The organism is Paenibacillus sp. Soil766, from assembly GCF_001428105.1.
Lineage (GTDB): Bacteria > Bacillota > Bacilli > Paenibacillales > NBRC-103111 > Paenibacillus_E.
This window is the reverse complement of the sequence record NZ_LMSJ01000001.1, coordinates 132,074-152,727: the sequence shown is the minus strand read 5'-3', so window position 1 is coordinate 152,727 and position 20,654 is coordinate 132,074. Positions and strand designations below refer to the sequence as shown.

Here is a 20,654-nt window from a genome sequence, read left to right as displayed (position 1 = left end):
GAAACATCATAATTAAGGAGGCATTGTTTCGTGGGAAAAACTAATCAAAAACCAAACATCGTGTTCATTCTTGCTGACGATATGGGTAGTTGGGCGCTTGGATGTGCAGGTAATAGTGAAATACGTACACCAAACCTAGACCGACTCGCTGCGGAAGGAATGCGGTTCGATAACTTCTTTTGTACCTCGCCGGTTTGCTCGCCAGCACGTGCGTCGATATTGACTGGAAGGATTCCTTCCCAACATGGTGTTCATGATTGGATTCGCTCAGGCAATGTCAACCCGAGTGAATTAAACGAACAGGTGCGAATACAGCCGGTGTTTGCCGATGAGCGGACCGCGATCGATTATTTAGCTGGGCAACCGACTTATACGGAGCTGCTGGCTCAAGCCGGATATTCCTGTGCATTAAGCGGTAAGTGGCATTTGGGCAACAGCACAGTTCCAAAAAAAGGATTTGATCGCTGGTTCTCCATCGCCAGAGGTGGCTGCTCCTATATGAGACCCGATATCGTGGAGAATGGAGAGGTGAAAATCGTCGACGGGTACGTAACCGATATGATTACGGATAACGCATTGCAGTTCTTAGACGAAATGTCGCATGGAGACTCCCCATTTTATTTGAGTGTTCACTATACGGCGCCGCATTCACCCTGGGATCGGTCGGAGCATCCGGAGTCTTATGTCGCTATTTACGAGGACTGCCAGTTCAATTCAGTGCCTGAGCTGCCGTTACATCCGAACCAGACACGGACCGCTCCGACAGGAGAAGGGGAATACCGTAAAGAGCTATTGCGTGGATATTACGCATCCGTCACCGCCATGGACGAAGGAATTGGCAAGATCATGGACATGTTGAAAGAGCGGGGGCTTCGTGAAAATACGTTGATCGTGTTTACGGGTGACAATGGTATGAACATGGGCCATCATGGGATATGGGGAAAAGGGAATGGTACATTTCCATTTAATATGTATGATACATCGGTGAAAGTACCTGCTATTTTTAGTCACATCGGCGCCATTCCTTTTGGACAAGTACAGGGTGAGTTGATTAGTCAATATGATGTGTTCCCTACCTTGCTTGATTACGTTGGGTTGCCTAATCCTGAAGAGGAGCGGCTGCCGGGGCGAAGCTTTTACGATCTGCTGGTAGACAGTCCAGGTGAAGGCCGAGAGGACATCGTCATTTATGACGAGTATGGACCAGTTCGAATGATTCGCACCCGAGAGTGGAAATACGTACATCACTATCCGTATGGGCCTCATGAGCTTTACGACCTTTTGAATGACCCAGACGAGACTATCAATCGAGCTGAAGATATAGCGTGTCAATCTGTGATAGAAGAACTCAGAATGCGCCTGGGAACTTGGTTTAGCAAATATGCCGTTCCTGGAAAGGAAGGTATATCTGCTCCAGTTACCGGGTTGGGGCAGATGAAGCCGTTAGCGCCAGGGGTAACAGAAAGTAGTGCGTTTAAGCCGATGGTGAGATAGTAGGTTTGGACTGCGGAAGCAGACCAGTTTGGGATTACAAATATAAAGGTCAACAATTAATAAAAAGATCGCCCTGTCCGGTTTAAATAGCCGAATGAATGGCGATCTTTTGACTATTCGTTCATTTCTATGTCATCGCTTTTTTATAAAAATGTCTCATATAAGCAGAAGGGGATTCTCCAGTTACTTTTTTGAATACTCTGCTGAAATAATAAGGATTTTTATAACCTAACCTCTCGCTAATTTCAGAGATGTTAAGTGAGGAATTTCGCATCCATTCAATTGCTTTATTTATTCTTAATTTCGTATGCGCTTCAACAATGCTTAGACCGGTTTGTTTCTTGAAGGTAGCCGATAAATAACTGTAATTTAATCTCAACTTGCTGCTTACTGAAGATGAATCAAAATCTTCATCCGTATGCTCAATGAGATGCCTCATTATGCGCCCCGTAATAACTTCGCTTTTCCCTGTACTCTCAGTAGTTTTGTTTTCGCTCATCGCTTTATGCAATTCCAAGAACATTTGATACACTTGTGAGCTAAGTTGTGCCATTCCATGCGTAGTGGGTTTGCCAAAGTCAGTAACAAGTAATTGAAGTCTACTTTCTAGTGTGCGATGAAAAGGTGAAGTCCCATGTTTAGGCATTGGGAATGTGTAAGCATAATGATTCGGATAATAAAAATCTATCTCAGGAAGTGGAATATGTGTTTTGTAGTCAGTTTGTACGAAGTCTGGGGAAGTAACATGGATCCAATACCAAGAGGTACCAGGTGTCGTCACAGGGTGCCCCCAATGATGAAGTCCCTTTTTTAAGAATAGATGTTCATGTTCTTGGATTACATATTCCTGATTCTCTTCCATGACTTGCATGCTTCCTTCTGTTACATATATAAAAACATCGAAATCCAATGTGCGATCAGGATGCGAGTACACGTCATGAACCTGATTCCATCCCAGATCTCTTATTAAGGGAAAGCGATCGCCTGATAAATAAACCTGAGTGTCTATTCTTATCGCCTCCATTACATCATTGATTCTAGAATAAAGCTAAAAAAAGTATATGTAAACTGTTATTTTGTGTATTTGTATAGTAAAAACATAGGTTTATTATAGATAGAGGAAACAAAAAAATGGAGGTTATTAATTTGAATGGAAGTATAATGTCAGATTTTCCGAATGGGCAAGTTACATTATCAGCAGGGCCGCTTGCAGCTCGCTTTGAACTGAATAAGACCTATATCTTAAGTTTAACGAACGATAACTTGCTTCGTAATTTCTATCTGGAAGCCGGTTTATGGAGCTATAGTGGAAATGGAGGAACGACTAGTGCGACAACGACAAGTATGGACGGTCCTGAACATTGGCATTGGGGATGGGAGTCGCCAACCTGTGAGCTGAGAGGACATATGATGGGACATTGGTTGTCTGCGGCGGCCCGTATCTATGCGCAAACCAAAGATATGCAGATTAAAGCCAAAGCGGACTACATCGTCCAAGAATTGGCGCGTTGTCAGGAGGCGAATGGGGGTGAATGGCTTGCTGCATTTCCAGCGTCATACATGAACAGATTAGCAAAAGGAAAGTTAGTCTGGGCACCGCATTATACGATTCATAAGCTATTAATGGGGCTATACGAGATGTATGCAATTGGTCAAAATGAAGGAGCGCTCGATCTCATGCGAGGCTTAGCTTCTTGGTTTTACCGCTGGACAGGGCAGTTTAGCCGAGAACACATGGATGACCTCCTTGATTCAGAAACAGGTGGCATGTTGGAGGTCTGGGCAGATCTATACGGTTTAACAAAGGATGAAACACATCTTGAATTAATCCATCGGTATGATCGCCGTCGTTTTTTTGACGCATTGTTGACGGGACAAGACGTATTGACGAATAAGCATGCGAATACGCAGATTCCTGAAATTTTGGGAGCTGCTAGAGCGTGGGAAGTAACGGGAGAGGAGCGTTTTCGAGAGGTTGTGGAAGCGTTCTGGACATGCGCGGTTACGCATAGAGGATACTATTGCACCGGCGCTGGAGATGATGGTGAATTATGGATACCGCAGGGCCACATGGCGGAGAGAATGGGAGTAGGACAGGAACATTGCGTTAACTACAACATGATGCGGCTTGCACATGTGCTGCTCAGATGGACAGGGAAACCCGAATATGCGGACTATTGGGAGCGAAGATTCTATAACGGGGTTCTGGCTCACCAGCATGGGGAAACTGGCATGATTACGTATTTTCTGGGCATCGGAGCAGGGAGTCTTAAGAAGTGGGGATCTCATACGCAGCACTTTTGGTGTTGCCATGGAACACTTGTACAAGCGAATGCTTCTTATGAGCAGCAGATTTTCATGGAGGATCAAGAGGGAGTAGCAGTGTGCCAATGGCTTCCATCGGAGGTTAGGCTTAAGTTAGATGGTGTTTTGGTTCACATTCATCTCCAGCAGGATGGTCAATATGGTGTCTATCCTTTGAATGGCTGGAACGTAACGGGAATGACAGCTATAACCAAAATTGATATGCCGCCAATTCCTGGGCAACGACCGGATCGATTTATGTATAGATTAACAATTCAGTGTGATCAAGCAGCTGAATTTACCATGAAACTTCGAGTTCCAAGGTGGGTAAGCAGTGATCCGATCCTATATGTAAATGGTGTCCGAGTGGTTGATTCTGTTATCGTTCAATCATTTATTGAGATTCGCAAAACATGGAAGGATGGAGATCTTATCCAAATTGAGTTCCCAAAAGCTTTGACAACCGAGCTGCTTCCTGGCTCTGAAAACTTGGTAGCTTTTATGGATGGTCCGATTGTATTGGCGGGATTGATTGATCGTGAATATCGTTTAGTTGGGAACGCTACACTGCCCGAGACTATACTTACAACGGATCGCGAACGGAATCACAGTTGGTGGAATGTCGGATACTATAGGACAAAGGGGCAAAACGAGGGGATACGTTTTATTCCTCTCTATGAGATTAAGGACGAGACATACACGGTATATTTTCCCGTTAAACCTAAAGTCTGAGAAACCAGGCTTTTTTAGTTTGTTGTGCAGTTGGCCAACACCTTTCCAAATCCTGTCGTTATCCTTTCGGAACGTTTCGATATGTGGATGGGCGGAGCCTGTCATTTTCTTGAAAATACGCGAGAAATAATAGGGGTCGGAGATACCAATGGTTGCACCGACCTCTTTGATGGAGAGAGGAGTTAAGCTAAGTAATTGAGCTGCTTTTTTGAATTTTCATCCGCAAAAAGTATTCAATTGGTGGAAATCCGATTTCTTCGTTAAATAATAGAATTGACCGAGTTACTTGTGCTTTGGACAAGCACTGCACAAGAGGTACCGGCTCATGACTCTTTTGAATGGTATGTAGAGTTAACCATTGGTGTAGGAGATTGGCTTGATGCCATTAACAACTTATATTAGATTTTCAAAGAATTTCGAAACTTTACCTATTTCTCACCTCGTTTTTTTTCATTTATAATGGGGTGAATGGATTAGGGGAGGTTTGAAGATGAATACATACAGATTAGATGCTCGTGATGACCGCAAACTAATTTTCTCAGGACATATTCGGCAAGGGGGCACGAACCCACAAGGGGAGGAGCTTGCCTTTACGAATTATTATATGGAACGAGATGGCAAACCATTTTTTGCGGTATGTGGGGAATTTCATTTTTCTAGATATGATGAGCGGTTGTGGGAAGATGAGATTGTTAAAATGAAAATGGGTGGCATTAACGTAATCGCTACGTATGTGTTTTGGAATATGCATGAGGAGATTCAGGGCGCATTCGAATGGAGCGGTAACAAAGATCTGCGTAAATTCGTAGCCTTATGCGGTACTCATGGACTTTACGTCATCGTCAGAATAGGCCCTTTCTGTCATGGAGAGGTGCGTAATGGCGGCATGCCGGATTGGTTATTCGGTCGCCCGTTTAACGTACGCTCTAATGACGAGGGCTATTTGGCGTTTGTGGAAGTACTCTATCAGGAGATCGGAAATCAACTGCAGGGTCTCCTCTATGCACAAGGTGGTCCGATCATCGGTACCCAGATCGAGAATGAACATAACCATTCTGCAGCGCAATGGGCGCTCACGACGGGTATTAGCAACCTGTGGCTAAGCCAAGGGAGTGATGGGGATGCTCACTTGATCAAGCTAAAACAACTAGCGGTTGAAGCAGGCATTGTTACGCCGATCTATACGTGCACGGCTTGGGGAGGCGCGACGACGCCAACGGAGGAGATGCTGCCTTTATGGGGCGGATACGCTTATTGGCCTTGGATTTACTATGAACACGATCGTTTTGGTGATAGGAAAGAGCACCCGCCTACACCCGAGTACCTGTTCCGTGATAAGCACAATAATGAGATTCCGAAGAGCTACAATTTTGAACCGTTATACACGCCTGAAGACTATCCCTATATGTGCTGTGAAATGGGTGGCGGCATGACGCCTTTCTATAAATATCGTTTTCAATTTGACTATATGAGTGTACCCGCGATGACGGGAATGAAGGTTGCTGAAGGCTGTAATATGATTGGTTACTATATGTATCATGGGGGTTCCAATCCGAAGGGGAAACGTGATTTATACCTAAATGACCTAGCAACACCGAAGATCTCCTATGATTTTAATGCGATGATTGGGGAGTTCGGACAAGTGCGGGAGTCCTACCGAAGAACAAAGCTTCAACACTATTTCTATACGCAGTACGAGGACTGGCTGTGTCGAACGAAGACTTTGCTGCCGATCGGGGCATCAGACATAGAACCAACTGACGTGAGTACACTGCGATTTGCTGTCCGGGCAGCTGAGGGCTCTGGACTGTTGTTCTTGAATAATTATCAGGATCATGTCGAGAACATGGATTTGGAAGATATTCAGGTGTCGATTGAGCTCCAGGAAGAGACCATTCGGTTCCCGGCAGAAGGCGGCATGCGAGTAAAGAAAGACAGCCACTGTATGCTGCCTTATCAATTCGATCTTGGCGGCATAAGGCTGAAGTATGCGACTGCACAGCTGATTACGCATCTTTTGGTAGACGGTGAGATCTACTATTTCTTCGCGATTCCAGATGGTATGCGGGGCGAATTTGCTGTGCAAACAACGTCCTTGCAAGCTGAAATCAAGCTCGATCAGGGTTCGGTACGAAAGATGAATGATGTAACCATCGTCACATTGGATGAAGCTGACATGGTGATGTTCAGTATGCAGGCAGCAGTATCAGGAGAGGTTGTGCACGTAGTTGCCTTATCAGACGCGCAAAGTCTCGATTTCTGGAAGGCAGAGGTACAGGGAATTGAGCGGGTTTTCATGACGAGTAGCAATTTGCTGGTCATGAATGGTCAAATCAAGCTTGAATCAACAGATGAGAGGGACGTAATGCTGCGCGTATTCCCCGATTTGGATGCGAGTCAAGTCATGAGCGGTGCGGAGCTTGTTGAAACAAGCAAGCAAGAACTATTCACCACATATCTATTTCGCATTCCATACAAAGAGATCAAGTTCGATTTCACCAAGGTGAGCGCAGATAAAGCAGAGATCCGCTTCGCAACAGATGCTTTTCAAGATGTGAAACAAGTGCTGTTGAGGGTTAATTATACAGGTGATATAGGTTATGCCTTCATCGATGGTGATCTGATCAACGACAATTTCAGCAATGGGTTACCTTGGGAAATCGGTTTGAAGCAGTTCGAACAGAGACTGATTGACCAGGGGATGTATATCTATATTTCGCCCATTCGCAAGGGATCATTTGTGAATAGCCATACAACAATGGCGGGCTGGCATGAACAAGCGACCGAGCGAATCGCCGATCTTCAATCCATTCAGGCAGTGCCTGTTTATGAAATTATAATCGGTGTTTGAAAGAGGTTTCTATACTATAATAAATACCAACACAATCCATTGCAGCAGTCCGCACAGGCGGCCTGCTTTCTCTCTTTTTCACAAGGAGGAGCTTGAATGAGACTATTAATCGTAGATGATGAGGAACGTACGCGAGAGCTGCTTCGCAAGCATATTGCTTGGGTTGAGATTGGCATCACGGAAGTGCAAACCGCACGCAATGGTCAAGACGCACTGCAAGTTGCTGGTCAATGGCGGCCGGATATTGTGCTCTGTGACGTGAGGATGCCGAAGATGGATGGCATTGAATTTGCTAAAAGGCTGCGCTGGACAGACGCGACATGTAAAATCATTTTCTTAAGCGGGTATTCCGATAAAGATTATTTAATATCCGCAATCCAGTTAAAAGCAGCCAACTATATAGAAAAGCCAATTAATTTGGACATCGTTCGCGGTGCTGTGGAGAAAGCAGTCGAGCAGCGCAGAGAAGAAGATGAAAGAGTTCTTACCGAGAAGCGACTCCAGTCTAGCTACGACCAAAGTTTGCCGTTCCTCAAACAAGACATTGTCCGCAGGTTGATTTCAGAAGGAACCTCGCGTGAAATCGCCCAGTTGCTTAGCACGCAGCATAGTTTGCCTTATCAGGCAGATGGTTGGTTTACCGTAATGGCGGTTTCGTTCTACTGGTCACCAACGCAATTACCTGAAGATCCCGCATTTCTCCAAGAAACGTTACTGAAACAATTGAATGAGCTCCCGCTTATGATGATAGTAGGTGCTCTGTGTGGATTCGATGCGATCAACTGGTTGATCGTGATTTTACCCGAAGCGTACGGAAGCAGCTACCGGGACAGTAGACAAGTATTGGATCAACTCTATTCGGAATTGAAACAGATGTTGGATAGTCAAATTAAGATGTATGTAGGTGTCGGTGAACCAGTGAAAGGACTTCAGCACATTCATCGTGCGTATCGAACCGCTTATGAGGCTGGAAATTTGAATTTTTATTATGATAGTCATAGTATGTGTTTTGTGAATGACATCGGGCAACCCCAAGCGTTTGAGATCGATCGGGAAAAGTTGAAGAACTATCGGGAGATCTTAAGAAAAGGTGAGGTTGATGAAGCTAACGCCATCATTGAAGCTTGGGCCTCGTGTGCGCTTCAACAACAGGATTTGGACATCGTCCGGGTAAAAGATACGTTTTTTCAATTATTGCTCGTCACGCTTGAAGTGGCCGCTATTCAAGGAATTACAGAGCAAGCGGAGGACGAGGAGAGACGCTACATATGGAAGGAAATTGACCGAATACCGTAGTGATTCGTTATATTCACGCTCATTTTCATGAGAAAGGCTTTACGATTGGTGCCATTGCGGAACATGTCAATTTAAGTGAGACGTACCTGTGCTTCTATTTTAAAAAGCAAAAGGGTCAAACCGTGAAAGAATTTATTTCTGAGTTTCGAGTTGAGAAGGCCAAGGAACTACTGCGAGAGCAAGAGCTGAAATTATATGATATTGCAACGCGCCTAGGGTTAGCCGATGCCAATTATTTCACTACTTTTTTCCTGGGGTAACCGGATCAACGGGATCAACCGGAGCAATAGGATCAACGGGAGCAACAGGAGCGACAGGGGTGACTGGAGCAACAGGGGTCACTGGTGCAACGGGTCCATCTGTTATTTCACCAACTTTAGCTTTTGCTGAAAACGCAGGATCAATAAGTGTTTTACCATTAAACACAGAAGTAACAGTTGTAAGTCTTACTCAAGGTGTCTTGGTTAACCAGCGACTTAAAATTGATTACTCTTTATCTATTGAAGCCGTTACTGCTGCAAACTGGTCAATTCGCTTTGAAATGCGATTATATCGAGATTCAACATTAATTGATACTAGGATTTTTAATTCCAACCAAAACAATGCAGGAACTCATAGATTTCCATTAGCTAGTACCCAGGTAGATGTTGCTCCAGCTACTGCTACCTCGACCTATTCTGTTAGAGTCATTGTTACGGCAGCAACCAGCGTTACCTCAAGCACAGCAAATAATCGTGATTTAAACATAATAACTTTTACACCATAACATCATTCAAAGAATTTAAGGAAAGAGAAAATGCTGCTGTTGATGATGATCCAGGAAAATAAAGATTGAATATAAGAGGGTTTGGGATAAATAAAATGGGCAAGACGGGACTCCATGGAAATAAGTGGGGTTCTGTTTTTTTGTTTGATGGTCAGTCTCGTAGGATGTACCGGCAAGAACAGTGGGGGAGGAGGTTTGAATACCCCCCTATACCACTTTCTCTTTTGCCTTCTCAAACAATCTCACCATCTCTTGCACTTGTTCCTGATCCACCTGATCCATATTCAGAAATCTGTAAAGACGGCCATAGCGTTGAGCGTTAGCTTCCCGATCGTACACGTTTTCTTCTGCATCTGGTCCCAGACATTGCATCACATGCACGCAGAATTTGTTCACATACAGGATGCTCTTCTCGTAGCCCCACGCTAGATTCCCATCGACTGCCTCTTGCAGAAACTGAGACGTGTTACTTCCCCAATGGAAGTCAGCTAGGGAATGAATGTCCCGCTTAGCCTCATTAAAAAGCAGCTTCATATGAGAGATAGGTTGATCCAAACCATAGGTTCGTATAAATGCTTGATAGAGATGATCGTGTCCGAACAGACCTATATATTTTCGCAAGAAGTATTCAGTACGGTTCTGACTGCGTGGTAACTGCCGATGCTGCCAATAAGTTGCCAATATCAGATGATTTAGTCCGATTCGAAGGTGAGCGAGAGCTGTGCGGAAATGACCGCTCTGCACAAGTTCCTTTGCCTTATTCAGCCGTTCATTGGCGCGGCGCAGCTCTTCTCCGACTTTGAGTCTCGTTACGTTTTCATGAAATAAGCTCGGATCGAACGTGTCCTTGAAACGGGCAAGCAGTCCTGAAGGATCGTATGCGATTCTACAACCATAGATTTGAATTCGGAAGTCAAGCACAGACTCATCTGGCTCCACGAAATTGGCAAGAAACCGTTCCATATGTGATCGCTTAAACTGAAAGATTTCGACGCCCATACCTTCGATCACGTTAAAATGTTCAAACTCCTCGATCTTCTCCTCGACGAGCAGACACAATTCCAGATCTGAATGCTTCCAGGCAACCCCACGCCCAATACTCCCGCCAAACGCAACGCCAAGCACCCTCGAATCACGCTTGAATGGCTCGGCAATGGTCCGGATTGAATCATATAACTTAGTCTTCCAGTTCACGAGCGTCTCCTCCTCTTTTTTGTGGCATCGCTGTTCTCTTGCTAGAACTCGTTATTATCATCATAAGATAAGATCGGGTCCAAAACTGCAGATGATTATGACATTAATATAGGGCATTTCGGACAAAGACACGTACCATTCGCTACCTGCCAGACGGAAAGAAAAACAATGCCAAAATAGGGCGCATACATATGATGGACAGAATTTGTGGATTTAATGGCATGTTAGTATTGATATAAATTGATATAGAGATTGTTGATAGATCTAGAATTTTTAACGTGAAATGCTTATTTTACAAAAACTTAATGATCTATGTCATTGTATATGTCAGTGACATGAATTAAGCTCACTATAGATCACTGACTTATGTGTGATTATTAGCAGTATGTGAATCATTAAAAACGAGGGATAACCAGTAATGAAAAATGCACACGCGTCAAAGAAACCGAGTCTACTGTACCTGCAAATAGCTGATAAGGCCATAGGAATTATCCAGAGTCGTAGGCTTCAACCGCATGATCCCGTCCCTTCGGAAGGAGAGCTTGCGAAATTGTTCGGTGTTAGTCGGATGACGAGTAAACTGGCACTGGAACGGTTGGTCGAGCAGGGGCTAGTTTACCGCTTACCGAGAAGGGGGACCTTCCTTTCCGAACACAGGGATGGAGATCCTTACAACGGAGAGCTTCCATCAGAAAATAAAGCGCTTCCAGAGGTGAAGCAGAGTAATCAGATTGCTCTCATAGTGCCCCATCTATCCGACTATACTTCAAAAATTATTGCAGCAGCAGAGATCGAAGTGCGAAAACATGATTGCGATCTTATTCTAAAAATAAGCAAGGATAAAGATGATGAGGACCGCTGCCTGCAGAGGCTTGTTGAAGGGGGGATAGGCGGGATCATTTTATTTCCACAGGGACGCAAGACATGCAGTGACCAGGTGCTGAGATTGAAATTACAGCAGTTTCCGATTGTTATTATCGATCGAATCTTTCGTGAGGTTCAGATTGATTGTGTGTATCACGATCATTATCAGGGTTCTTACCAGATGACCAAGTATTTGATTGAGAAGGGGCACCGGGAAATCGGCTACACCTCGAACTCGATAGATAATATCACTAGCAGGGAGGAGAGGTATCAAGGTTATATCCAGGCGTTGCTCGATCATGCGATTTCCGTCAAAAATCAATATATTCATTTTAAAAGCGTGCTATGCAATCCAAGTCGTATTAACGAGAGCGACCCTGAACAGGAACGGTTTATTCAGGAGAATCCACAGATGACAGCTCTCATGTGCGGGGATGATCATGTAGCCATTTCAACCTTATATACAGCTTTGAGTATGGGGGTCTCAGTCCCAGATAAGCTATCAATTGTGGGGTTTTCCGATATCCAGTTATCAGCGTTAACGCCGATTCCTCTTACAACGGTTAGACAGGATACCGGGCAGCTTGCTCAATCGGCATTTAATCTTCTTATGAAGCGCATCAATCATTCACATGAGAAACCGATTACAATCAAAATTCAAACGAAGATCGTAGAGAGGAAATCCGTTCTTTAGGATTGACAGAGGGAGTTTATATGAAAATTCATTTTCTAGGAACAGCAGCTGCGGAGGGTTTTCCGAATGCATTTTGCCGCTGTGAGCATTGCCTCAAAGCACGACAGCTAGGAGGAAAAAACATACGTACTCGGACCTCCGCCATCATTGACGATGTCATCAAATTCGACTATTCGCCAGATTCTTATATGCAGGCGCTTCGCGACAACATTGATTTAGGCGCGATCGAACACCTGCTTGTCACCCATACGCACTCCGATCATTTTAATGCTTATGATTTAGAATGCCGCAGAGCGGGTATTGCTCACGAACTTCAGCATCCGATGCATATCTATGGGAATGATGCCGTAATGTACCATACGCGTGTCGCCATCGGACGCTTCGAAGGAGAAAGGTTTGCATTTCATCTGCTGCGCCCATTCGAGACGATTAAGGTAGGTGATGCACTTGTTACACCGCTCCTGGCGGATCATGACCGTATGGAAACATGCTTGTTGTATGTGATCGAAAAGGATGGTAAAAAGCTGCTGTATGGACATGATTCGGGCTGGTTTCCAGAAGCTACATGGGCATGGTTAAAGGGGAAAAATCTAGATTGTGCTATACTCGACTGCACGCACGGATACACGGGGAATTCCCGAGATCGCAATCATATGTGTATTGAGACGGTGCTTGAGGCTCAGCGTGAGTTTCGGAAAGAAAATATTTTGAAAGAAGAAGGGCACATCATTGTCACGCATTTTAGCCATAATTCCAAACTTCTTCACGATGAATTTGATGAAATCTTCAAACCCGCCGGGGTCGTGGTGGCCTATGACGGATTAATTTTTAATATTTAGAAATACCGCTGCTAAAAGTCTCACTGTCTTTATAAAAAATCAACTACACAAAGGAGAGTCAAAAAGTATGATGAGAAAAATGGTAAGCTTATCTTTGATATCAATCATGTGTTTAGCGGTATCTGCCTGCGGTGGAGGCAATACAAACGGTAATACTACGGGGACTACTGCACCGACTAGTACACCGGCCGCATCTGCACCAGCAGCGAAAGAACCGATTAAGAATGAAAAGTTGATTGTATATACGAACGCGAATTCAGACGGCAGAGGTGATTGGTTAGTTCAGAAGGCGAAAGAAGCCGGATTTGAAATCGAAATTGTTGGGGCAGGCGGAGCAAATTTAACGAATCGCTTGATAGCCGAAAAAAACAATCCGGTTGCGGACGTTATCTATGGATTGAACAATATGCTATATGAAAATTTAAAGAAAGAAAAAGTTCTTACCAAATATGCCCCTGCATGGGCTGGTGAAATTGAAGCTGGCTTGAACGACACGGAAGGATATTACCACGGTTTGGTCAAGCAAGCCATTCTGATTGGCTATAATCCAAAGTCTTATACGGCGGATACAGCACCGAAGGATTGGTCCGATGTGTATAGCAATCCGCAGTTCAAAGGTAAATATGAGACCCCTACTCAGCTTGATCAAATTACGCCGCAGTTAATTGTGGCAAGCATATTAACCAAATACAAAGACGACAAAGGCCAATATGGTATTTCCAAGCAAGGCTGGGATGAAATCAAGAAGCTGTATGACAATGGCGTACCGGCTGTTAAAGGTGAAGACTTCTACCAAAATATGGTGAATGGAAAATCCCCGATTGGAGCCGTCGTTTCGGGCACCTTGCAGGCAAAAGAGAAACAATTTGGGGTTAAAGCGGGAATTGTAAGTCCAAGTAGTGGCGTACCAATGATTGTAGAACAAGCGGCCATCGCGAATGGAACTAAGAAAATAGAAACAGCGAAAAGGTTTATCGATTGGATTGGTTCGGCGGACGTGCAAGGGCAATTTGCCGCACAGTTTAATGCCATGCCAGCCAATACGAAAGCTGTTGCAAAAGCAAACAAAGATGTACAAGATCTTTATGCTTCAATTAAGCCTATTGCTTTTGACTGGGTATTTGTTGCCGGAAATCTTGGGAAATGGGTAGAAAAAATTCAATTGGAAATTATGAAATAAGGTTTTGAAAATGCAGGCTGCATGATAGAATATTCCAAGCATGCAGCCTGCTAGATTTAAAAAATACTTTTTACAGAGGGTAAAAATGATTACATTTAAAGATGTTCAAATTCATTTTGGCGACTTCCATGCCATTAAGAACCTCAATCTTAACATTAGAGAAGGAGAATTTTTCACTTTTCTCGGGCCGTCGGGATGCGGGAAAACGACTATTCTTCGGAGCTTGGTCGGATTCATAAATCCTGCGAGTGGACAGATCCTGTTAAATGACCGAGATATCACTCAAGTGCCTATCGAAAAGCGTGAAATCAGCATGGTCTTTCAAAGTTATGCTCTGTTTCCCACGTTAAATGTATACGAAAATATTGCTTTTGGCATGCGGGTGAAGAAATTCTCTAAAGCCGAAGTAGATAAGCAAGTTAAAGAGATTGCGAGAAAAGTCGATTTAAGCGAGGAACAGCTTGCCAAAAAAGTGTCTGAGTTATCAGGAGGTCAACAGCAGCGTGTCGCAATCGCGAGGGCACTTGTGCTCAAGCCAAGTATACTCGCATTGGATGAACCTTTGTCCAATCTGGACGCCAAGCTGAGGGTGCAATTGCGTAATGAGTTAAAGGATCTACAGAAGAAGTTTGGGATCACTACGGTATATGTAACACATGACCAGGAAGAAGCTTTGACTTTATCTGATCGAATTGCTGTATTTAACAAGGGGATTGTTGAACAAGTCGGTACGCCGAGAGAAATTTACAATGAATCTAAGACGGAATTTGTTTGTAACTTTATAGGCGATATTAATCTGATTCAACCGGAGATTATTCATAACACTCCCTTAAAGGATTTAATTGACCCCGCCAAGAAATCTTACATTCGTAACGAAAAAATAAGCCTAACACCATTACCTCCTAATAAAAATGCGGTTCAACTAAAAGGGAAAATTGTGGATCAGGAATTTTATGGCATATACACAAAGTATTCGCTGGAGATTGCAGGCGGCGGGATACTGAAGACTGTTGAAACAGAAAAAGGGCATGACCAATACCAAACGGGAGATGAGATTGACATTTATATGCACACCGGCGATATTTTGCAGTACTAGGGGGTAACATTGTTGAGCGTACAGAATACTAAAAAAGGACGGTTGTCTGTCCCTTTGTCAACATTGATTTTCTATGCTTTGATAGCATGGTTTGTCATCGCCTTTCTGATTTATCCGAATCTTAATGTGTATTACGAAATCTTTTTCGGTAAGGGTAATTTATCATTTGAACCCGTTCAAAAACTGTTATCCTCCCCCCGTGCCATGAAAAGCTTGTACAACAGCTTTATTTTAGCGATTTCGCTTGTTTTTACGGTAAATCTTGTCGGGATTTTTTTGGTTCTGGTTGTCGAGTACTTTGATATCAAAGGCGCAAAAATATTGAGGCTTGGTTATTTTACAACCCTCATCTACAGTGGTGTTGTATTGGTATCTGGTTACAAATTGATTTACGGTGAAACAGGACTTATGACGAAAGTCTTGGCCTTTGTATTCCCATCCTTTGATACAACGTGGTTTCACGGCTATTGGGCTGTTCTCTTTGTCATGACGTTCGCCTGCACATCCAACCATGTCCTTTTTCTAAGTAATGCTATGCGTAAGGTGGATTTTCAAACAATCGAGGCAGCAAAAAACATGGGGGCATCGGCCTTTTATATTTTGAGGCGTGTCGTGCTTCCCGTTTTAAAGCCAACTATTTATGCGTTGACGATCCTCCTCTTTCTTACAGGATTAGCGGCTACGTCGGCTCCTCTGATTTTGGGAGGGACGGAATTTCAAACCATTACGCCTATGATTCTTGCCTTCGCCAACAGCACTTATTCCAAAGATTTGGCCGCACTGCTCGCGCTCGTTCTCGGATTGGCAACCATGCTTTTGCTTTCAATCATGATCCGATTTGAAAGAAAAGGAAATTTCATGTCAGTATCCAAAGTTAAATCCGAGATGGTTAAACAGAAAATTAATAATCAGCTTGCGAATGTGCTTACCCATGCCGCAGCCTACTTTTTGTTCTTAATCTATATCATCCCGGTCATTCTCATTATTGCTTTTTCCTTTACAGATGCTCAAAGTATTGCAAAAGCATCGATTTCCTTCAGTAGTTTGACATTGAAAAATTACATGGAAGTGTTTTCAAGTCTTTCCGCTTTTAAACCTTATCTGGTAAGTGTCTGCTATGCGGCTGCAGCGTCAATTACTGTCGTGGCCTTGGCTTTAATGGCTTCCCGGATCTTGCATAAATATAAAAACACCTGGACCAATATGCTGGAGTATTCTCTGTTGATCCCGTGGATGCTGCCTTCGACATTAATTGCAATCGGCCTGATTGTCACCTTTGGTACACCGAGGTTTATTATTGGCAATAACGTGTTGGTCGGATCCGTGTGGTTGCTTTTCATTGCCTATGTGATCGTTCATATTCCATTTACTCTTCGAATGGTGAAGGCATCCTTCTTCAGTCTTGACAGCAATCTAGAGGATGCAGCCAAAAATTTGGGCGCCAAATCCTTTTATACCTTCAGAAGGGTACTTCTGCCCATCATTCTTCCCTCCACGCTGGCAGTCCTCGCGTTGAATTTCAACGGGATATTGGCGGATTATGACTTGACGGTATTTCTGTATCACCCTCTATACCAGCCGTTGGGCATCGTTATCAAAAATAGCACAGACGCAGATGCAGTAGCTGATACAAAAGCGCTGACTCTGGTTTATTCTGTTATTCTGATGATTATGTCTGCCCTTACCCTATATTTTGTATACGGTAGAAGAAGTAAGGGTTAGTGGAAAAAGATAGTAGTAGGTTGAGATCGAGTGGACAAACCATTGAAAATGAAATAACTTCCTACTGATATTATCCCCATAGGGTTGACAGTGAAGTAAAGCCCATGAGTACAATGGACTTGAAAACTGCAAAACCGTGGGGATTTTTTCATAGCAAAAAAGGACAAGTATTTATCCAATACACGGAGCAGTGAGAAGTTCTTGATCAATCAATATTTCTGCAATATTCAAAGTCATGCCGCTGTGTTAAATTAATAGATAAAAAGACGGGGTCTAGGGGGAGAGCGCATGTTTAATAATTTTTTTTTCAGCTTCCGGAATAAAATCTTGTTAATCATCCTCATGACGAGCATCATCCCTATTTCTGTAACTGGGTATTTGGCGAATCAGAAATTCAACCAGTTGCTGGAGAACCAAGCAGAGGATATCACACTACAGGCACTTCGGCAAAGCGACGGCTATATGAGCATGTATTTCTCAGAGCTGGAACTGGTCGGCATTTTTGCTTGCACGAACGACATGGTGTTGAAGGTTCTTAGCAGAACTTACGCATCCACTTACGATAAAGTTGTCGATGCCAATTTGGTTGGACAGGTGTTGAATCAATATATTTATTCGCGCTCGGACATTGAGCGGATTGATATTTTTGGGTATAACGGATTTTCTTATATGGGTGGGTTCCATATGGATCGAATAGATGAATCACAGCCTTGGGTTGAAGAGGTGAAAAAGCGCAATGGCCAGCCCTACTGGTTCGCCTCGGAAGATGGGAATGCCATGGTGTTCGCGCGCACGATTGCCAGCAACGGGAAGAGCTTGGGCATTATTCGAATCGTCATTCCGAGCTATCGATTGGAAGCGGTTATCAATAAATTCCAACCGCATAGCACGGGATTTCTATTCTTGGTGGATTCAGCCCGTCACCCGATTCTTGGAAGGAATCAGGATGTGAAGGAGCTGACCACCAAGCTTGATTTAACCGGTGAGAAAAATAAAAGCCAGTACATTAATTTTAAAGAAAAGAACATGTTCGTCACACAGTTCCGGCTCGAAAGAGCCGATTGGCAGTTCGTCTCCGTCGCGCCACGCGATGACATTCTTAAGGGAACTACGCAAATTCGCGGTTATTTTTTAACGACCGTTATCGTCATCTTGCTGATCACCCTCTCCTTGGGGGTATGGGTGACACGGTACTTTACGAAGCCGATCAAGCAGTTTATCAGTCTGATGTACGATGTGGAGAAAAGCAACTTTACCTCGCGGATGGTGATTAAGACGAACGATGAAATCGGCATGCTGGCTATCAGCTATAACCGGATGGTGCAGCGGGTACGCGATTTGATTAGTACCGTCTACGAGCAGCAGCGGTTGAAAAATGAGGCGCAATGGAGTGCGCTGCAGGCGCAGATCAATCCGCATTTTTTGTATAATACGCTAGACTCGATCAACTGGATCGCTCGAATGAACAAGATTCCTGAAATCAGCAAAATGATCACAGCCCTATCCATGCTGTTCAAATTGTCGCTTTCCAAGTCGGATAAGTTTATTACCGTCGAAGAAGAACTCATGTATATCAAGTATTATGCGCAGATTCAGGAGACCCGCTTTTCGGACCGGATCCGCATCCATGTCGACGTCCCCGAGCAGATTCGTGCATATTCGCTGCCGAGGTTTATTTTGCAGCCGTTAGTGGAGAACGCGGTGGTACATGGCTTGGAGCCGAAGGAAGGGCCGGGGGAAATTCATATTAAGGGCGGCCAGTACGAGGATAAAATCTTTTTCATCATCCAGGATAACGGCGTCGGCATTCCGGTGGACAGATTGAAGGAGCTGCTGCTTGCCAAGGAACACGAGCAATCCCGGCATTTGGGCCTGTCTAACGTAGACGAAAGAATCAAGTTGCTGTACGGACAAGAGTGGGGCTTGAAAATCGATAGCATTGAGCACGTAGGAACGATTGTGGAAGTGTGGCTGCTGAAGGATTTACTAAAAGGAGGGGCTAACCGATGATCTACCATGTGTTGATTGTGGATGACGAGCCGATCGTACGGCAAGGGCTGATTCAGTTCGAATGGGAAAGTTATGGCTTCGAAGCAGTTCATGCCTGCAACAACGGGAGGGAAGCGCTGCAATGGCTGAACGCCAATCAGGTGGAGCTAGTGGTTACCGATATTAAAATGCCGGGTATGGACGGTGTAGAGCTTAGCGGGAAAATCAGGGAACTGTATCCGGATACGATGGTTTTGCTGCTAACCGGCTATAACGAGTTCACTTATGCGCAGCAGGCCATTAAGAATGGTGTATTCGACTACCTGTTGAAGCCGGCGAGTGATGATGATTTTGAACAGGTGCTTAGCAAAGCCTATAAGCATTTGCGTGATCGAGAAGAGAAGAAGCGAATGCAAGAAACAATGACGTACCATTTCCTCTTGCGCAATCAGGTCAAAGACAGTCAATTTTCCATGGAAACGTTGAATCTGGCGCGATATCCGGAGCACGCCTTCCGTTTGGTTCTGGCCTATTTGCCAAGCGAAAGAATGGAAGCGGAGATTGCCGATCGGCTTGCGCAACATAAATTTGTTCAGCTGAATAAGCGTGAATGGGTGATGCTAGCCACCGAAGACGAGATGGAACACATTTCCCAAGCTTTTGGCAATTCTGGGGTAGAGCTAGGGATCTCCTCCTCCCAACCTAATCGCAATGACATTCCGGCCGCTTACAAGGAAGCGGGTTTAGCTTTAACTGGGAAGTTTCTGTGTGCGGATCAGCACGTGTTTCACTATTCGGACAGCGCCAGCGAAGAGAAGCAGCTGTTGTTTGTTACGGATATTTTAAAGAAAATCATGAACTGGAATACCCGTATTCAAGGATCGACGGATAAGCAAATTAAACATTTCCTATCCGGCATTGTGGAGGAAATCAGAGTGAAGGGGCTGGCCGTGCCCTATATCAAACAGTTGATGGTATCCATGGTCTCGGTTCTGGAGAAAGAGCTGTCCATGGTTCCGTTCTTTCTGGCTGAGGAGTGGGATCGGGCCAAAGAAAGCTTCCTAAATACGGTCGGAACGGCTCAGAATTTGGACGTGATTGAACAGAACTTGTGCAATGGCATCTGCGAATTTATTGAGAAGCTCTATCACCAGAACGTGCAGGCAAAAGAATCGGCGAAACTGCAGGAGGTGCTCGACTATATCCACGAGCATTATCCCGAGGTTGTTTCGCTGGATGTGATTTCCGAAGTTTTCCGTATGCACCCGGCGAATTTCTCCAAATGGTTTAAGGAGAACAAGGGGAATACCTTTGTCGACTACTTAACGAAATACCGCATGGATCAAGCCAAGCAGCTGCTGGAACAGACGGACCTCAAGCTGACCCAAATTGCGGAAGCCGTCGGTTTTCAGGATGCCCGTTATTTCGGGCAGGTGTTTAAGAAGCAGGTGGACCTGACGCCCGGCGAATATCGAATCCTTTTTAAATAAGGTCCCCTTCAAGGGGATTTTTTTGTCATAGCAGAACGGCCACTAAAATCTTCAACCTCAGACTAATTTCTTAGTGTTGTTGCGCTATTCGCCTAGCAGTTACTATATACTTACAGCCAAGCAAGACAAAACAAGGAGGGGTT

General features: G+C 44.3%; 16 protein-coding genes. 14 read left to right on the top strand and 2 right to left on the bottom strand.

The features are described 5' to 3' along the window. The first annotated feature begins 30 nt into the window (after positions 1 to 30). The gene (locus tag ASG89_RS00495) at positions 31 to 1,494 is read left to right on the top strand and encodes a sulfatase-like hydrolase/transferase (RefSeq protein WP_235549531.1); all 1,464 of its coding nucleotides are present in this window, start codon (positions 31 to 33) and stop codon (positions 1,492 to 1,494) included. Between the two features lie 127 nt (positions 1,495 to 1,621). On the opposite strand, the gene ASG89_RS00490 is transcribed toward ASG89_RS00495, so the two are convergent. Continuing rightward, positions 1,622 to 2,518 carry a helix-turn-helix domain-containing protein gene (locus ASG89_RS00490; protein WP_235549530.1) on the bottom strand — a complete coding sequence of 299 codons (897 nt, stop codon included), beginning with the start codon at positions 2,516 to 2,518 and terminating at the stop codon, positions 1,622 to 1,624. A gap of 122 nt (positions 2,519 to 2,640) precedes the next feature. Between ASG89_RS00490 and ASG89_RS00485 the strand changes: the two genes are divergently transcribed. The 6 genes from ASG89_RS00485 to ASG89_RS36000 all read left to right on the top strand — a co-directional run bounded on the left by ASG89_RS00485 (position 2,641) and on the right by ASG89_RS36000 (position 9,443). Continuing rightward, complete coding sequence (locus tag ASG89_RS00485; RefSeq protein WP_235549529.1) at positions 2,641 to 4,530, top strand: beta-L-arabinofuranosidase domain-containing protein; 1,890 nt, start codon at positions 2,641 to 2,643, stop codon at positions 4,528 to 4,530. Positions 4,531 to 4,803: 273 nt separating this feature from the next. After that, on the top strand, positions 4,804 to 4,932 hold the full coding sequence (locus ASG89_RS38115) for a hypothetical protein (protein WP_268795565.1): 129 nt from the start codon (positions 4,804 to 4,806) through the stop codon (positions 4,930 to 4,932). A gap of 88 nt (positions 4,933 to 5,020) precedes the next feature. Continuing rightward, positions 5,021 to 7,381, top strand: a complete 2,361-nt coding sequence (locus ASG89_RS00480) for a beta-galactosidase (protein WP_057308350.1) — start codon at positions 5,021 to 5,023, stop codon at positions 7,379 to 7,381. Between the two features lie 96 nt (positions 7,382 to 7,477). Then, positions 7,478 to 8,677, top strand: coding sequence for a response regulator (locus tag ASG89_RS00475; protein ID WP_057308349.1), 1,200 nt, complete (start codon positions 7,478 to 7,480; stop codon positions 8,675 to 8,677). Beyond that, positions 8,677 to 8,937: a helix-turn-helix transcriptional regulator gene (locus tag ASG89_RS37275; protein WP_057308348.1), complete on the top strand. Its 261-nt coding sequence runs from the start codon at positions 8,677 to 8,679 to the stop codon at positions 8,935 to 8,937. Before ASG89_RS00475 ends, ASG89_RS37275 begins: the two co-directional genes overlap by 1 nt. Before the next feature lie 59 nt (positions 8,938 to 8,996). After that, on the top strand, positions 8,997 to 9,443 hold the full coding sequence (locus ASG89_RS36000) for a hypothetical protein (protein WP_057308347.1): 447 nt from the start codon (positions 8,997 to 8,999) through the stop codon (positions 9,441 to 9,443). Between the two features lie 207 nt (positions 9,444 to 9,650). Here ASG89_RS36000 and ASG89_RS00460 read toward each other — a convergent pair whose 3' ends face one another. Continuing rightward, the gene (locus ASG89_RS00460) at positions 9,651 to 10,637 is read right to left on the bottom strand and encodes a hypothetical protein (RefSeq protein WP_057308346.1); all 987 of its coding nucleotides are present in this window, start codon (positions 10,635 to 10,637) and stop codon (positions 9,651 to 9,653) included. Positions 10,638 to 11,055: 418 nt separating this feature from the next. On the opposite strand from ASG89_RS00460, the gene ASG89_RS00455 reads away from it, so the two are divergent. The 7 genes from ASG89_RS00455 to ASG89_RS00425 all read left to right on the top strand — a co-directional run bounded on the left by ASG89_RS00455 (position 11,056) and on the right by ASG89_RS00425 (position 20,511). Further along, complete coding sequence (locus ASG89_RS00455; RefSeq protein ID WP_057308345.1) at positions 11,056 to 12,195, top strand: substrate-binding domain-containing protein; 1,140 nt, start codon at positions 11,056 to 11,058, stop codon at positions 12,193 to 12,195. A gap of 20 nt (positions 12,196 to 12,215) precedes the next feature. Next, on the top strand, positions 12,216 to 13,034 hold the full coding sequence (locus ASG89_RS00450) for an MBL fold metallo-hydrolase (protein WP_057308344.1): 819 nt from the start codon (positions 12,216 to 12,218) through the stop codon (positions 13,032 to 13,034). A 67-nt stretch (positions 13,035 to 13,101) separates the two neighbouring features. Continuing rightward, a complete protein-coding gene (locus ASG89_RS00445; protein WP_057308343.1) occupies positions 13,102 to 14,214 on the top strand; it encodes an extracellular solute-binding protein in 1,113 nt (370 codons plus the stop codon). Between the two features lie 85 nt (positions 14,215 to 14,299). Then, positions 14,300 to 15,310: an ABC transporter ATP-binding protein gene (locus ASG89_RS00440; protein WP_057308342.1), complete on the top strand. Its 1,011-nt coding sequence runs from the start codon at positions 14,300 to 14,302 to the stop codon at positions 15,308 to 15,310. A gap of 12 nt (positions 15,311 to 15,322) precedes the next feature. After that, positions 15,323 to 17,032 carry an ABC transporter permease gene (locus ASG89_RS00435; protein ID WP_057308341.1) on the top strand — a complete coding sequence of 570 codons (1,710 nt, stop codon included), beginning with the start codon at positions 15,323 to 15,325 and terminating at the stop codon, positions 17,030 to 17,032. 288 nt (positions 17,033 to 17,320) lie between these two features. After that, complete coding sequence (locus ASG89_RS00430; protein WP_057308340.1) at positions 17,321 to 19,042, top strand: sensor histidine kinase; 1,722 nt, start codon at positions 17,321 to 17,323, stop codon at positions 19,040 to 19,042. Continuing rightward, the gene (locus ASG89_RS00425; protein ID WP_057308339.1) at positions 19,039 to 20,511 is read left to right on the top strand and encodes a response regulator; all 1,473 of its coding nucleotides are present in this window, start codon (positions 19,039 to 19,041) and stop codon (positions 20,509 to 20,511) included. The genes ASG89_RS00430 and ASG89_RS00425 overlap by 4 nt, the downstream gene beginning before the upstream one ends. Positions 20,512 to 20,654 lie beyond the last annotated feature (143 nt).

Bases quoted from the DNA above. Each gene is read 5' to 3' on its own strand.
- ASG89_RS00490 (WP_235549530.1), bottom strand. From the start codon at position 2,518: ATGGAGGCGATAAGAATAGACACTCAGGTTTATTTATCAGGCGATCGC.
- ASG89_RS00480 (WP_057308350.1), top strand. From the start codon at position 5,021: ATGAATACATACAGATTAGATGCTCGTGATGACCGCAAACTAATTTTC.
- ASG89_RS00475 (WP_057308349.1), top strand. From the start codon at position 7,478: ATGAGACTATTAATCGTAGATGATGAGGAACGTACGCGAGAGCTGCTT.
- ASG89_RS00455 (WP_057308345.1), top strand. From the start codon at position 11,056: ATGAAAAATGCACACGCGTCAAAGAAACCGAGTCTACTGTACCTGCAA.
- ASG89_RS00450 (WP_057308344.1), top strand. From the start codon at position 12,216: ATGAAAATTCATTTTCTAGGAACAGCAGCTGCGGAGGGTTTTCCGAAT.
- ASG89_RS00445 (WP_057308343.1), top strand. From the start codon at position 13,102: ATGATGAGAAAAATGGTAAGCTTATCTTTGATATCAATCATGTGTTTA.
- ASG89_RS00440 (WP_057308342.1), top strand. From the start codon at position 14,300: ATGATTACATTTAAAGATGTTCAAATTCATTTTGGCGACTTCCATGCC.
- ASG89_RS00430 (WP_057308340.1), top strand. From the start codon at position 17,321: ATGTTTAATAATTTTTTTTTCAGCTTCCGGAATAAAATCTTGTTAATC.
- ASG89_RS00425 (WP_057308339.1), top strand. From the start codon at position 19,039: ATGATCTACCATGTGTTGATTGTGGATGACGAGCCGATCGTACGGCAA.